The sequence below is a fragment of the Alteromonas sp. 14N.309.X.WAT.G.H12 genome, from assembly GCF_036697315.1.
Taxonomy (GTDB): domain Bacteria; phylum Pseudomonadota; class Gammaproteobacteria; order Enterobacterales; family Alteromonadaceae; genus Alteromonas.
Genome location: NZ_JBAHZB010000002.1, coordinates 65,107 through 79,702, shown reverse-complemented (window position 1 = coordinate 79,702; position 14,596 = coordinate 65,107). Strand labels below are relative to the sequence as shown.

Annotated in this window: 15 protein-coding genes; 8 read left to right on the top strand and 7 right to left on the bottom strand. The window is 40.8% G+C overall.

What is annotated here, in order from left to right; genetic code table 11:
• A partial coding sequence (locus tag V5298_RS01805) for a YcjF family protein (RefSeq protein WP_332929753.1) occupies nucleotides 1-904 on the top strand: 904 nt, incomplete at its 5' end.
• Between the two features lie 98 nt (nucleotides 905-1,002).
• Here V5298_RS01805 and V5298_RS01800 read toward each other — a convergent pair.
• From V5298_RS01800 to V5298_RS01790, 3 genes are all read right to left on the bottom strand, one after another.
• Nucleotides 1,003-2,013, bottom strand: coding sequence for a mechanosensitive ion channel family protein (locus V5298_RS01800; RefSeq protein WP_332929752.1), 1,011 nt, complete (start codon nucleotides 2,011-2,013; stop codon nucleotides 1,003-1,005).
• A gap of 104 nt (nucleotides 2,014-2,117) precedes the next feature.
• Nucleotides 2,118-2,330 (bottom strand): transcription antiterminator/RNA stability regulator CspE, encoded by a 213-nt coding sequence (cspE, locus tag V5298_RS01795; RefSeq protein WP_216030889.1) that lies wholly within the window; start codon nucleotides 2,328-2,330, stop codon nucleotides 2,118-2,120.
• Between the two features lie 304 nt (nucleotides 2,331-2,634).
• The gene (locus V5298_RS01790) at nucleotides 2,635-2,919 is read right to left on the bottom strand and encodes a pyrimidine/purine nucleoside phosphorylase (RefSeq protein ID WP_332929751.1); all 285 of its coding nucleotides are present in this window, start codon (nucleotides 2,917-2,919) and stop codon (nucleotides 2,635-2,637) included.
• A 524-nt stretch (nucleotides 2,920-3,443) separates the two neighbouring features.
• Here V5298_RS01790 and V5298_RS01785 point away from each other — a divergent pair.
• The 6 genes from V5298_RS01785 (at nucleotide 3,444) to V5298_RS01760 (ending at nucleotide 9,880) form a co-directional block, all read left to right on the top strand.
• Nucleotides 3,444-4,634 (top strand): outer membrane beta-barrel protein, encoded by a 1,191-nt coding sequence (locus tag V5298_RS01785; RefSeq protein ID WP_332929750.1) that lies wholly within the window; start codon nucleotides 3,444-3,446, stop codon nucleotides 4,632-4,634.
• Nucleotides 4,635-4,664: 30 nt separating this feature from the next.
• On the top strand, nucleotides 4,665-5,204 hold the full coding sequence (locus V5298_RS01780) for a polysaccharide biosynthesis/export family protein (protein WP_332929749.1): 540 nt from the start codon (nucleotides 4,665-4,667) through the stop codon (nucleotides 5,202-5,204).
• Between the two features lie 16 nt (nucleotides 5,205-5,220).
• A complete protein-coding gene (locus V5298_RS01775) occupies nucleotides 5,221-7,434 on the top strand; it encodes a polysaccharide biosynthesis tyrosine autokinase (RefSeq protein WP_332929748.1) in 2,214 nt (737 codons plus the stop codon).
• Between the two features lie 69 nt (nucleotides 7,435-7,503).
• Entirely contained in the window at nucleotides 7,504-8,520 is a 1,017-nt protein-coding gene (locus V5298_RS01770; RefSeq protein WP_332929747.1) for a nucleotidyltransferase family protein, read from the top strand.
• Nucleotides 8,521-8,684: 164 nt separating this feature from the next.
• Entirely contained in the window at nucleotides 8,685-9,581 is an 897-nt protein-coding gene (locus V5298_RS01765; RefSeq protein WP_332929746.1) for a hypothetical protein, read from the top strand.
• A 29-nt stretch (nucleotides 9,582-9,610) separates the two neighbouring features.
• Nucleotides 9,611-9,880 carry an acyltransferase family protein gene (locus V5298_RS01760; protein WP_332929745.1) on the top strand — a complete coding sequence of 90 codons (270 nt, stop codon included), beginning with the start codon at nucleotides 9,611-9,613 and terminating at the stop codon, nucleotides 9,878-9,880.
• A gap of 64 nt (nucleotides 9,881-9,944) precedes the next feature.
• On the opposite strand, the gene istB is transcribed toward V5298_RS01760, so the two are convergent.
• Together istB and istA are read right to left on the bottom strand one after the other, a co-directional pair.
• Entirely contained in the window at nucleotides 9,945-10,691 is a 747-nt protein-coding gene (gene istB / locus V5298_RS01755) for an IS21-like element helper ATPase IstB (RefSeq protein ID WP_332929744.1), read from the bottom strand.
• A gap of 8 nt (nucleotides 10,692-10,699) precedes the next feature.
• Nucleotides 10,700-12,238, bottom strand: coding sequence for an IS21 family transposase (gene istA / locus V5298_RS01750; protein ID WP_416351134.1), 1,539 nt, complete (start codon nucleotides 12,236-12,238; stop codon nucleotides 10,700-10,702).
• A 188-nt stretch (nucleotides 12,239-12,426) separates the two neighbouring features.
• On the opposite strand from istA, the gene V5298_RS21010 reads away from it, so the two are divergent.
• The gene (locus V5298_RS21010) at nucleotides 12,427-12,963 is read left to right on the top strand and encodes an acyltransferase family protein (protein ID WP_416351133.1); all 537 of its coding nucleotides are present in this window, start codon (nucleotides 12,427-12,429) and stop codon (nucleotides 12,961-12,963) included.
• Nucleotides 12,964-13,035: 72 nt separating this feature from the next.
• Here V5298_RS21010 and V5298_RS01745 read toward each other — a convergent pair whose 3' ends face one another.
• Nucleotides 13,036-13,851, bottom strand: coding sequence for a hypothetical protein (locus V5298_RS01745; protein ID WP_332929742.1), 816 nt, complete (start codon nucleotides 13,849-13,851; stop codon nucleotides 13,036-13,038).
• Nucleotides 13,852-13,869: 18 nt separating this feature from the next.
• Complete coding sequence (locus V5298_RS01740) at nucleotides 13,870-14,589, bottom strand: sulfotransferase family protein (protein ID WP_332929741.1); 720 nt, start codon at nucleotides 14,587-14,589, stop codon at nucleotides 13,870-13,872.
• Nucleotides 14,590-14,596: the final 7 nt, after the last annotated feature.

The window sequence follows — 14,596 nt, the reverse complement described above, 5'->3', positions numbered from 1 at the left end:
TATGCAAAATACGGAACAAGACGAACCCCGTTATCGGTCGCGTATTACCGAAACGCCACTACACCAGAGTGCGCCGACCGAAACCATGCCCGAAAAACCGGATACGACGGAATGGGATGTGGATGGTCAGCGCGGATTATCTTTGAAAATAGTAACTATACTGTTTGGTGGTCTATCGATTATTGGCTTTATGGTGTTTAATGCACTACAGGAGGTGGTTGTGCAGTTTAGCGACCATCCGGTGGCATCCAGTATATTGGGCGTATTGCTGGGCGGCTTTATTTTATCGCTGTTGGCACTGATAGTACGTGAATGGTTAGGCTTTCGCGCGGTGGAAGCCTATGTGGATGCCCCATTAAACGTTGCAGCGCTGGCAGAGGATACCGATGTAAACCACGTAAAACAATGCGTAGAACGTCATGCCAGTCGATTTGGTAAAGACAGTTATGCAGCAAGGTGTTATAAAAACTATCAACAAGCTGTTAACAGTGACATGTCGGTGCAGGATATTACCGAGCTATACGAACGGTTGGTGGCTACCCCAGTAACAAAAAAAGCCGAGGAAATTCTTCGTAAAGAAGCGGTGGTAAGTGGCAGCTTGGCGTTTATTAGCCCTAACCACTTAATACAGACGTTGGCCATTAGCTGGATCAGTTTTCGTACCATTCGCCGCATTGCCCGGGTATTTGGCTTAAGGCCTGGCACCGCAGGAAGTTGGCGATTGTTTAAAGTGTTGGCGCAGAATTTAGCCGCACAAAGTTTATTTGATATGGCCACCGATGAACTGGCTAATCAGATCACCGGTTCGTTAGCCGCAAGAGTTATGGAAAACTCGGCGGAAGCGGTGGCGGCAGGCGCGTTGAATGTGCGCCTTGGCAGAACATTAATCAAATTACTTCGCTAATGGGCGAATAACAAGCGAAGTAATAACCAGTCCCTCAGGTCTGTTTAGCTCATCATTCAGACCTTTTCCCGCGTCGTTTTGGCGCGGGATTTTTTATGCTATTTAAGAATGTTTGTGCCGTCTTCCGGATCTCGTGACTGTTCGGCCTGACGGCGAATATCGTCATTGTCACTGGTCACATCTTCTTGAAGATTGTGCTCTTGTGCCGGGCGCTTAGGCGCTGGTTTGGTGGTATTGGCAGGCACAACCGGTGTGTTTTTTGGGTCGTTTACAGTTATTCCTTCGGGGAAAACCACTTCACGGGCATCATCGGGCATAGAAACTCCAGCATTCAGGTAGGCTTCTGTGAGCAAACGCATGAGTGATGATGCCATTTTCAGTACACTGGATGCCTCTACGTTTATCCAAAAATACACTTTTAGATTGATGGTAGACGAGCCCAGGTTATCAATAAGCACCATGGGTTCGGGTGTGGTTAATACGTGCGGGTGATCCTGCAATAGCGTAATAGCCAGTTGTCGCACATCGGCAATGGCATTGTCGTAACCCACACCAATGACAAAATGACCGCGCATGTTAGGGTTAGCGGTTAAGTTTTTTATAATGCCTTTGTACACGGTGGCATTGGGCAGCTGTATGTGATTACCGTCAAAATCAACTAGCGTAGTGGCCCGAGAGGTGACTTTTTGCACAACGCCGGTGTAACCGGTAATTTCGACCACATCGCCAATGCGAAAGGGCCGCTGAACAGTCAGCAATAAGCTGGAAATAAAATTTTCGGCGATGTCACGAAAGGCAAACCCCAATATCAAGCCGATAAGGCCCGTACCGCTAACAATGGCGACGGCAAACTCGGTAAGCCCTGCCATTTTCAAAAAGATGTATGCGCCCAATAAAATAATAAAAATGCTGACTGTACGGCGCATCACAGAACGTAGCAGTGGGCTAGCCGTCATAAAATGAAAAGGCTTTAAAACAAATGAGGCAACCGGAGAGGCAATAAAAATAAGCACAACAAAAATAGCCAAACCCAAGGCCACATCGGGTAAGTGGGTAAGGAGATCGGAACTTAGGGATGACAGCGGACTAGATGGTGTGGTGTCGGGCATGATGTTTACCTGTCTTTGAACGACAGCGTAAATACGACCCTAGAGGAATTTTAGACCAAAAAAAAGCCGGGACTAAGTCCGGCTTTTTTTAGCAGCACGTCAAATTAGATAACTTGAACGTTGCTTGCTTGAGGGCCTTTTTGGCCTTGTTCGATAACGAAAGACACTGATTGGCCTTCAGATAACGTTTTGAAACCGTCAGAAACGATTGAGCGGAAATGTACGAAAACGTCTTTTCCACCGTTGCTAGGCGTTAAGAAACCGAAACCTTTGTCTTCGTTGAACCATTTAACTGTGCCGTTTACTTGATCAGACATAATAAAACCTTTTTTAAATATAAATATAGTTGTGGTGCATAAACACCGGAAAAGCTATAGATAGAAATAGATAGAACTTACCTAGTAGAGCAAATGTATATCTATTCGACTTAAAAAAGGGAGTAGAGAAAACAGAGCAGTAGTAGAAAGCGCTTTAATATCTAAAGCCTGATAACTATACCTACGTGTGTTGGGGTTGTCTACTCTTATTTAAAATAAAAGTTAAAATTGTGATTATTTGGTGCATATGACTGCACCAGATTAGTTCAACAAACCCCTGGTGCAGGCTTTAAAAGACGGCGTGTTAGCTATAAAAACACAAATAGGCGGTAGGCGTAGAAACTTTAACGTCGAATGACTGGTTGGCATCAACTGTGAATGACGTACCGGTTTTATATGACTTCCATTCATCTTCGCCGGGGAGTTTAACGACTAGTTCGCCTTCTACTACCTTCATGAGTTCATGTTGGGTTGTGCCAAACTGATATTCACCTGGTTGCATAACACCAGAAGTGCAGGGGCCATTGGCCGATTCGAAAGCGATGGATTTTACTTTATCATCGAAGTAACTATTAACACTGAAAGACATGTTGAGATCCCTATAAAACGAAAGGCGACAGTGTGACGTATTCTTTGGGATGGGTCTAGTTTGGGTCTGTCTGAGCTGTGGCAAGAGAGTAAAAGTTATTAGATATTGAATTTGAGTTCGTGTAGTTTGGGCTCGAATATCACCTGTACCAAGTATAATCATATTAATGTAAGATTAAGTGCTTAGAATTTGCGATCTAAATTCTTTTTTTATTAGATGGTAAGAAAAGTGCATATTACCTTGATTCGATGTAGCTTAGGTTTTGTTTTGGCTTGAACGCAACGGTACGTTGCAACGATATTTTATGAAACCTGTTAGCTACATAAACAAGTAATTTGCTATTAAAACTCACAAGTTATTGATAATGTTGGTGATTTTTGTTTGTAGAGAAAGCTGCTTCTGAATAAGGGTAGGTATCTCGCATAAAATGGCTGATTATTAGGCTGATTTTTAATGTCGCACTAGTAATTCGGCTGGAAATAAGTGACTCTCATTGGTTACAGCAATGGAGGCGGAAAGGATTAATGGAAGTTTTGGGAATGTGTAAAAAAAATAATATTTTTATAGCCGCTACTTTGCTCACTGCGATCAGCTCACCCTCACTGGCACAAACTAAGCTTGAACCAACAGGTTTTCTTGCTGAGGCTACAACGCTGGTTGGATACGACGATAATATTCTCAGAACATCTGAAGAGTATGAAAAAAGTGATGCGTTTATTCAACTAAAACCAGAATTAAGTCTTACTGGGTTATATGGCAAGCATAAGTTTGTCGGCGAATATGAAGGTTTATACTCGCTCTATTCCGATCACAGTGAAGTGAATTATAACGACCACCGTTTGGATTTAAGAGGGATTTTTGACCACTCTTATAATCTTAATACTGTGATTTCAGCAGGCTACATTCGGCAACATGAAGAGCCTTGGGACACAGATCGAATTTTTAATGACTTTACCGAGTTTACGATTTTCGACAGATATTATGGTGATTTCAAAGTTGATTATGGTCGGGAAGATAGTCAAGGGCGTTTAACATTTGCCTACCGAAATACCACGACAGATTTTCGAAATAACGACCAAGATTATCGCGACAGGATCGAAAACAGGTACACCGGGCGTTTCTACTACAGAATTGGCGCAACTACCCGAATAGTTACAGAGGCCATTTATACCACTGCTGATTATGATGAGGTGACGGACGAGTTCGAAAGAGACAATGACAATATCGTGGTACGGACCGGTCTAGCTTGGGATATTACTAATTTAATTTCCGGTGAAGTAAAAGTTGGTTATCAAAAAAGAGACTACGATCTTGAGCAAGCAATAGATTCAGATGGCTTAAGCTACGAAGCTGAATTGAAATGGCTTCCTTCTACCTACACGACATGGAAGCTTAAGGCACGCCGTCTTACTTTAGACTCTTCGTTGGAAGATACTGGAGGCTTTTTAAGAAGTCTCTATTCTCTTGAGCTTGACCATAGTTTCACTGATTACACTAAATTATACGGTATGGTGCGTTACACCGATGATGAGTTGCTGACGAGTACCGGTAGAGAAGACAACGGATATGCAGCTACTCTTTCGCTAAAGCATAGCTTGAATAGACTTATTGAGGTGGGTATTGCTGCTACCTATGAAAATAGAGACTCCAACATCGATGCGGCTATATTTACTAGTCGGACTATTAAAGCGACTTTTAAATTAACTTTAGATTAATTAATACAAATAAAGCATTTGGAGCTAATTATGGATATACGCTTCGCACATATTATTTTGTCTTTTTGCCTGATGATATTTGTATCTAACCCGGTGTGGTCGCAAGAAAATAGAGACTACCACCTTGCCCCAGATGATGAGTTGTCTGTTGATGTTTTTGATGAGCCAGATCTTAGCCTCGATAATGTGCGTGTATCGTCTACAGGTACGATATCCATGCCATTATTAGGGCAAATTAAGGTAGACGGGCTGACCGTTACCGAGCTAGAGAAAAAGATACACGACCTATATTTGGGGGACTACCTTAAGAAACCGAATATATCGGTGTCTATAACCACATATAGGCAGTTTTATGTAGATGGTGAAGTTAACAAGCCAGGAGGGTACAGCTACAGAGAAGGGTTAACGGTCCAACGCGCAATTGCATTGGCGGGTGGATTTACAGAACGCGCTGCACGAAACAAAATAAGTATTGTAAAGGAAAGTACTGGGCAAACCATCAATGCTGTTGAGATGAGTTACAGAGTTTCGCCTGGTGATGTAATTACTGTATCAGAAAGCTTCTTTTAGAAAGGACTCACAATAAATGTCTTCTTTATCTTCATTTAATGGAACACAAACTAATGAATCAGGTATGAAAGTAGCCGAAGATGCAGGTATCGATTTATTACACTATGTAAAAATGGTCAGAAGGCGTAAATGGACCATCATTCTATCAACCATCATTTTCTTTGCTATAGGCCTAGTAACGGTCTATTTTAGCACCCCAATTTATAGCGCTACCGCAAAAATAAAAGCAGATCCCATCCAGCCCAACGCAACATCTTCAGATCAATATATGATGAACTCAATGGTGTTTTTGTTCTACGAGACACAATACGAGATCATTCAATCACGCAAGGTAGCGGAAAACGTCGTCGAAAAGTTAGATTTGGTTAGTTCATTTAAAGAATCCCAGCGTCTTGCTGAATATGAATATGAAGATACCTTTATTGATAATTTTAAGGCTTGGTTTAAGGAAATATTAGATCTTCCAGTAGTAGAAAAAGAAGAATTATCAGACAGTGATATTAGCACGCTTTTGGCCGACTCCATTCGTAGTCAATTGATAGTAGACGGTGGTACGCAAAGTCAGATTATTAATATCGCTTTTGAATCTCCCGATCCTAATTACGCCGCTAAGGTCGTCAATTCCGTTGCAAATGCATACGTAGCATTCGGTCTACAAACTCGGCTAGAGCGTATTGAAGAAACTTCTGAATGGCTAAGTGAACAGTTGGCAAAATTAAAGGAGCGATTACAGGAATCGGAACAACGTCTCAAGTTGTTTAGAGAAAACAGTGGATTGGTTGATTCTACTCAGCAACAGAGGTTGGCCAGCTCACAACTGACGAGTTTAAATTCTGAATTAATTAAGGCTCAAACGAGACTGTCACAGGCAGAAGAATTATATTTTCAAGTTCAGAAGCAATCTGGGGATTATGAATCTTTAGGGCCTGTACTCGATAGTAGTTCGGTTAGAGATTTAGTAAGAGAAGAGTCAACACTAGCTAATAAAGTTAAAGAATTAAGTGAACGATACGGTGAAAAACATCCTAAAATGATTGCAGCACGATCGGAGTTGGTGGCTGCAAAATTAAACCTATCTAAAGAAATCAACAAGATCGTTGATAACATAGAAAAGGAATATCGGTTAGCTCAAACCCAGGTTAAAAATATACGACAGCTTATTGATGACACCAAGCAGCAGATGCAATCCTACCAAGGAGATAACTTTGAACTTACAAGGTTGGAGCGGGAAGTTGAAAATAACCGTATGATTTATGAATCATTTCTTGGGAAACTGATGGAAACAGACGTATCAGGGAACTATGACGGGTCTAACGTAAGTATTATCGACGAAGCAACTGTGCCCAAATACCCAATAAAACCTAGAGTCCCACTAATATTAATTGCTTCAATATTAGCTGGTGTGATTGTTGGTTTGACCACAGCATTGCTCAAAGAATTAATGACCAATACTTTTATCACCCCAGATCATACAGAAGACAAGTTAGGACTCCCATCCTTAGGAATAACACCTTTAGTTAAACGTGCTAAAAACAAAGTTGCACCGGAAAGACAGTATATTGAAGATTCTCGAACGACGTTTGCTGAATCTATAAATACTATTCGTACTGGAATCATGTTCTCTAATATTGGTGAACCACCAAAGACAATTTTAATAACTTCTACCTCTGGTTCAGAAGGTAAAACAACTTTAGCGATCAACCTTGCTGTAGCGTTTAGCCAATTAGATAAGACATTACTTTTGGAATTGGATTTACGAAAACCTACGGTTAGCAAAAAGCTAGGGTTAAAGGTAACTAAGGGGGTTAGCGACATTATCGTAGGTGATGCGTTACTCGAAGATGCAATAGCTAAGGTTGAAGGCGTCGATAATTTAGATGTATTAACTTGTGGCACTATACCTCCAAATCCAATGGAAATTATTGCATCACAAGCGTTTCTTTCTTTATTAGATACTCTGAAAGATACATATTCGCATATTGTGATTGATAGCCCACCTACTTTGCCCGTTAGTGATTCATGCTTATTAGCAAAAATAGTGGACTGCAGTATCGTTGCTGTAAGGGCTGAAAGTACGAAAGAAAAAATGGCGAAAGAAGCTATCCATAGATTAGAAAAAGTCGGAGCTAAAATTAACGGTACTGTATTAACGCAGGCATCTGAACAGAAAATGAGTTATTACGGTGAACACTACTATCAAGATAGCTATTATGGATTTGAGAAAGGATAGCGATTGCTCACTGTTTTTTCAGCTGTTTCAAAGCAGTTTTAATATGCCAATTTTTTGCGTAGTCGCCTAATGGATAGAAGAAAAGATAACCTCTTTAAAGCCATAAGGTTTTGCAGGGAGCCAGAGTCGAAGTTGTTGGATAATGCTTTTATAGACTATTTATCGATAACTACGCGCTGGTCTGCAGATTTCTATAAAATTAGCCCGGTATTAGCTTTTCATTTACTTAGACTACCAGAGTCGAAGTTACCTGTTAGCCTGAGGAAAAACTTTAAGAAAATTGTCTTTGATGCCGTTGCCTCGCAGAAGATGCGTGAACAAGCTTTGGAAATGGTTGCATCATATCTCAATGAGGAAAACATCCCCATAATTTTGCTAAAAGGGATGGCGTTTAACAATAATCTTTACCCGGTTAATTACCCAAGATTCTGTTCTGATATCGATATTTTAATTGAGTCTAAATTCAGGGCAAAAGCGAATAAGATATTGGGTGAACGGATGCAGATATTTGAGCCTTCGAGGAAAAGAAAATTTCACGGGCTCTATGAAGATACCTATTTATTTAACAATAGATTATATCCTCACGTCGATTTGCACTATTATTTAGCACATCCTGATTTATTTACGGTGGATGAAAAAAAATTGTGGCTGGATAGCAAAGTACATCCTTACTATCATAATGAAAATGTTAGGGTGTTAAGTTCTGAGCATATGATCTTGCATAATGTTATTCATAGCACTAAAGACTTATCATTTTTTAGTTATAATTTACTAGATACTATAACAATTTTTGATAATCGAACAATAGATACATCGAGTTTGTATCTAGATGCTGTTAATTGGAATATTGCTTCAGGATTGGCTTACCTTATTGAGAATTTAGAAGATATAAGACCTGATATAGATTGTTTTAATATGCCAGTTTATAAAATTAAGAGTTATCTCTCTTTTTTATTAAAGATAAGTGAAAAATCACTATCAGATAACCTTTTCTTGAATAAGTTTTATCAGCAGATGGGGCGATACCTCCTTACGGACAGTTCTAGTATCTATCTAAAGCATATGTTGCATTATTTCTCTAAATAAATAGCATATTTGTTTAGTTTTAAGAGCAGTAGCTTTATTTCGTTAAGCTTACTGTTTTTTCAATATAAAAATAATAACTTAGTAATTTTTTTCATTCCATATTTCATTCAAGGAATTGAATCTTTTTGGAGTTAATTTCGTGATTTTAAAGTATAGGGTTTATAATGAAATTAAAATTAGTATATCTATTATTTTTATTGCTAGTAAACGGTGACGTGCATTCTGAAGTGAAAATAGATTTTGAGAATGTTCCACTTTATACATACTTTGATGCTGAAGGTAGCAAACAACTTCCAGCTTATATTGCTAAAGAAACTGATGATTCGCAAATTGGCGAACTGAATATTCAGTATCTCGGCGGCGATTGGCTAAAAAGAAATGCCAAAATAACCGTGGACCCGCAAGATCCCACCAATAAGGTACTTAAGTTCACCGTTAACGAAGCGAATTGCTGTAATGATCAAAAAGGCAGAATTCAACTTAATGCTTATGATTTAGAAAACAGCAAGCAAATAGAGTATCAAGTTGATATGTACCTTCCCGAAGAGATGCGTTTACTTACTGAATATCCTGGTGAACTAAACTTCTTTACTATATCAGAGTGGTGGAACAATAACGGATGGTCCGCCGAATACCCTTTTAGAATAAGCGTGAACATCGTTAAGAAAGACAGTTCGAAAGGTTCACCATTAGTTTTTGAAGTCAGATCCCAAATAAAACGGGAGGAACTCGATTCTAAATGGCAAGGTAATATTTGGCATGAGAAAAATGAGAGTGTTCAAATTCCCTTTGGAAAATGGTTTACCCTGAAGTACGCAATGAAAGAGGGAGATAAAGAAACCGGGCACTTTTCGTTAAAACTTGTCGATGATCAGAAAGTGGAACACACGGTTTTTGATGTAACAAATTGGACTCACCACCCTGACAATCCTAATCCTGATGGATTAAGTAATCTGAATCCCATTAAGCTTTATACTAGTTATCGTTTTATCAACTATATGGTTTATCGACAAAAATATATTCAAGTTTATTGGGATAACCTGATATTTACAAAGATATGAGTTCTTAGCTTGCCGTTTAAGGAAAATTAATGCTAGGTCGTAACATTTCAAATAAAAAATTTCAGATGGACTCTTTAGATGGATTAAGGGGGCTAGCAGCATTAATTGTTGTCGCTAGTCATGCAAGCAATGCAGGGATGTATTTTTTACCATTTTTAAGATTTGAAGGGATGGGTAAATCAGGTGTATATTTATTTTTTCTTCTAAGTTCTTTCTTATTAACTATTCCATTGTTAGAGAAAGGGAAAAATATATTTACTTCAAAACACATGTCACATTATTGGTGCGTATTTCGGTGAATCCGATCGGTCGTTTCGGTTTTATCCGATCACTTTTTCTTCTTCTTTTTCGTCCTTGCCAGTTTTACCTTAAGTGATCGGATTGGTCTAGTTTTCTCATCGATTCGCCAGCCAATTCAATTCGATGACTGTTATGCAGTAAACGATCGAGTAATGCATCTGCCACAGTGGGGTTACTGATGAGTTTGTACCATTCGGTAACAGGTAACTGGCTAGCGATAATGGTGCTGGTGTTTTGATACCGCTCTTCCATTACATCGAGTAAGTCATTAGCCTGTCTTGCGCTCAGTTTTTCCATTCCCCAGTCGTCTAGGATGAGCAGCTTTTTCTTGGCGAGTTGTGCAAGCTGCTGTCGGTAACTGCCATCGGCGTGGCCGATATTCAGCTCATCAAGAAGTTGCCCAAGTCGGTAATATCGCACTGTATGATGTTGTTCACAGGCTTGTCTGGCTAAAGCACATGCGAAGTACGTTTTACCGCACCCCGTTGCACCAGTAACGATAATATTATGGGCATGATGTAAGTATTGGCCGCTCAACAGTGTGGCGACTTTATCTTTGCGTAGATCGCGCTCTGCGCGATATTCCAATCGGTTGGCGTGAGCCTCTAAGCGTAAGGTTGCCTGGCGCACTAGACGCTTCACTTTGCTGTCTTGACGACAGTGGATTTCATGCTGTGCCAGTAACCCCAAGCGCTCTTCGAAGCTCATGTCGTCGTAGGTTGTCGCTTGGCTTTGTTGTTGCTGTAACGCTTGAGCGAAGTGCCCAAGTCGTAAGCTACGCAGTTGTTCTTGTAATTGCGATTGTGTCATGGGTTGTCCTATTGATAGTAATGTTGGCCGCGGATATTGTTGTGGGTAACAGGCTGTTCATCGTGCTCAACAGCGGTGCTCGGTATGCTTTCTTGATGATGTTTGAGTAAGTTCATTACAACGCTTCTGTGCGGGCGTTCTAGCAGTAATGCCTTCTGACAAGCGGCTTCAAGCCGCGCGGCACCATGCTGTTTAGTGAGATTTAAAATGGCTAGGCAGCTTTTAATCGCTTGCTCAGGATGTTTACGACTATGAATGTGCCACTGCACGACACCGCGCGTACCCACACCGATATTCTCAGCCCAGTGCAGTAAACGTTCAGCACTGAAGCGCTGTTTTACGTGGCTGTCCGGCATGTGTTCTTTTTGGGTTGAGAAGCCGCCGCCTTTTGCTGATTTAGCGTGCTGTGTCACCAGTTGATTGTGATGATAGATACTGACCACGCTGCCACTTGCTTCGATGGTCACCGTGTTGCCCACTAAAGTGTGTGGTACAGAGTAAGCGTGTTTTTGATACAGCACATGGTAATCAGGGCCCACCTTCGCCCGTTTACTGTCGATGTACTCATACATGGTGCCAGGCAGTGACATTAAGGCTGGCTTATCGAGCAGTTCAAACTGCGCTTTGCGAGAGCCTGGATGTAAGCGTTGTGGCCGATTATTTAACTCTTCCATTAACACGTTGATGCGTGCATTCAGACCCGCTAAGGTGTAGAAGCACTCTCGACGTAACCGCATTAATATCCAGCGTTCAACAATCAGTACCGCATTTTCTGCTTTGGCTTTATCCTTTGGTTTGTAAGGTCGCGCAGGTACAATGGCGCAGCCGTAATGCCGCGCCATTTTGGCGTAGTTTTCATTCAGCGTAGGCGCGTAGCGGTGGGCTTTGGTAACGGCCGATTTCAGGTTATCTGGCACAAGCAAACGGGGGGCACCGCCAAGGTAGCGGAACGTTCTTACGTGCGCCATTATCCAGTCTTCTTCACGTTGTGAGCGGCCGGCTTCAACATAGGTGTAGTTGGTTGCGCCTAAGGTCGCAACGAAAATTTGTGCGTGATAACGTACCTCGCCTGTATCGGGGTTAACGATGGGTACAGTCGGCCCGCAGTAGTCAATAAACAACTTGTCGCCCGCGATGTGATGCTGACGCATACTGCGCTTCTGCTTTTTAAGCCACCGCTGATAATGCTCGCAGAACTGCGTGTAACCGTAGGCTGACGCACTATCCTCGGCGCAATACTCTTCCCACAGCAACAGCTTGGTCATGCCTTTGCGCTTCAACTCTTGCTGCATAAGCATAAAGTCAGGCAGCCGTTTTTGGCGCTGAACGGGCCCAGTGTTATACAACTGCGCTTCGAGCGTTTTGTCGTTTATTGCTTCCGGTAACGGCCACGATAACTCACTGGATTTAAAGCGTGAGAGAACTTCGCTCACGGTCGAAGGGCCGAGACTTAGGCATTGGCCGATGTCTCGATGGCTTAATCCTACTTCGAATTTGAGACGCAGGACGTCTTTAATCTTTCTCATATCGGTTCTCTTTCTCGCCATGGCTGCTCGTTCCTTCAATAAAATGATGAAGAAGAGCTTACCAATTGATTTAGTGGGAAAAAGAAGAAGATTTCGGGATTCCGATCAGTGATTTCGGAAAAACGTCATTTTTGACCGGATAACGCCGAAATGGGCGATCGGATTAGACCGAAACCAGTGATCGGATTGAACCGAAATGGGTGATCGGAATGGGCCGGAACATGCAATTGGCAAAGGCGTTTTTTCAGAATAGTTTACTCCCCTATCTGCCAATTTTCCTTATAGGAAATTTATGTGCGCTTATACATGTGAAAATTTCTAGCGAAAAGGGAAGGTTTGAATCTCTATTAAAGATCTTAAGTATTATAGGAATATTGGGTATTGTATTGCTTACTCCCAAGGTTTTTAGCTCGCTTTTTTACGAAGTTCATAATACGCATTTCCAAAAGCAATTTATATTATTTACAGTGCTATGGTCTTTTATATTGTTATGCGCAGCTAATACCACAGGTGTTCTCAATGACCTATTTAGTTCGAGGATTCTAAGGTTCTTTGGCGCGATTAGCTTTAGTCTATACCTGCTACATATTACATTTATAAAACTATTTAGACGAATAGATTTTACGGACTCATATGAAGCATGGCTCGTATTGATTTTCGCAACAGGGTTATCTGTTGTTTCGTTCAAGCTTATCGAAGCACCTACATCTAAATTTAAGTTTATTAAAACAGATAAAATACTTTGATTTATCAGTCATAACAAATCCAATCTGTATTGGTGGAGGCTGCGAAAACAATGTAACAGCAGCCTTCTATTTTCAGCTTTCAAGCATCCACTCATACTTTGTATTTACTAATAGCTGCTTAACCGATTCAAAATTGGTTAACAACTCGTCATAACCAAATGGGTTAGTTTTCTTTATGCTGATTTTTACGCTTTCTGCTGGAATTTCAAAAAATGCACATACCTTCTCGTAGCAAGCTATAGGATTGATTTCGATATCTTCTTCATAAGAAATCACCAATGCATTTTCACCTAGCAATTCGAGAAGACGAGCATATTCGTCGTCCATAGTCTTGAAGTGTTCAAGAAGTGGTTGACGTGAAAAGCCTGTTTGAAAATTCTCAAGATCCAATGTGATGCCGGGTGGTTGCTCGGTATTTTTGTTGGAATGCCAAGTCCCGCTTTGCCGACCTACATAAGAGGAGATTGCGCGTCTCAGGTAATTCTCTCTTTTCAAGATAATAAATCGATTGAAGTTTAAATCCTGTAGTCTCTTAATATAGTCTTCAAGTGACAAGTTCAGACAACTGGTTGAGAGATGCTGTTGCGGTAAATACTTGGTTTCAAAACCATAGATGCTAGAACGCTTTTTGTTGCGGCTGTAGTCGATAGCATTTTTTAGTGTTGTACTCGGTAGGCTTGTCCTATTTTCACACATCAATCCTTCGAATATTTCTCCATCCCAATGAATATTTGAGTTTTGTTTTAGTAATTTGCCAAGCACTGTACTGCCGCATCTACCCGTGTGGAACATGGCGATATTCTGCAGTCTCTTACTACTATTAATATAGCGATTCGGGTTTAGCGTGTTATGTATACTTTTAAGGGCGTTTTTTAATGCTATATCCATTGCTAAGACTCCTAAATGCTAATCGAAGGTATAACCGAAATTTCGGACATCTTCAGAATATATTTCCTTTACTATGCGAATAGATTCATCATCGTATTCGTCTTTGTAATGTGCTATCGATGAACCCGTAGCGTTACGGTGTTCCAAAGCGGTATTGGCTATGCCTAACTTGTTGGCAATATATGAAAAATCCTCTTGGATATTTTCGAAGCGACCTACAAAATCCACGCCTAAGGTTTTACCTGAAGCGAGATAGAGGAAATCAGATTGGGGGATAAAATGTATCCATTTACGCAACTCAGGATCAATCAGTCCATTCTTAATGAAATCATTGAAATCTTTGTATTTCGTTAAATGCCTAGAGGACCAATCTTGGTCCGCGGCGCTCATTCCACCTTTTTTTAAGAAACTATAGGCAGAAAAAACTCTACCCCAAGGATTGCGTACAAATGAAAATTTAAAGTAGTTGTCAAAATCTTGTTTGGAAAACACTAGTTGGTAGTCTGATAGCGTGAGATGACCACCGGCTAAACTGCCAAAAAATGCATTTGTTAAGGAAACGCCAGCGGCTTTTGGAACGTGTACAAAAATACTGCGTGATTTGTCAAAGGGGGCAAAAGAGTAGCCTTTATCATCATGCTTCAGCCGCTTAGATTGCATTCTTTGAAACCGCTTCTTGTTTATTTTAGAAAATAGATATCTTCTAGTGTCATGGGGCAGTCGATCCAAAATCTTCAAGAGCAGA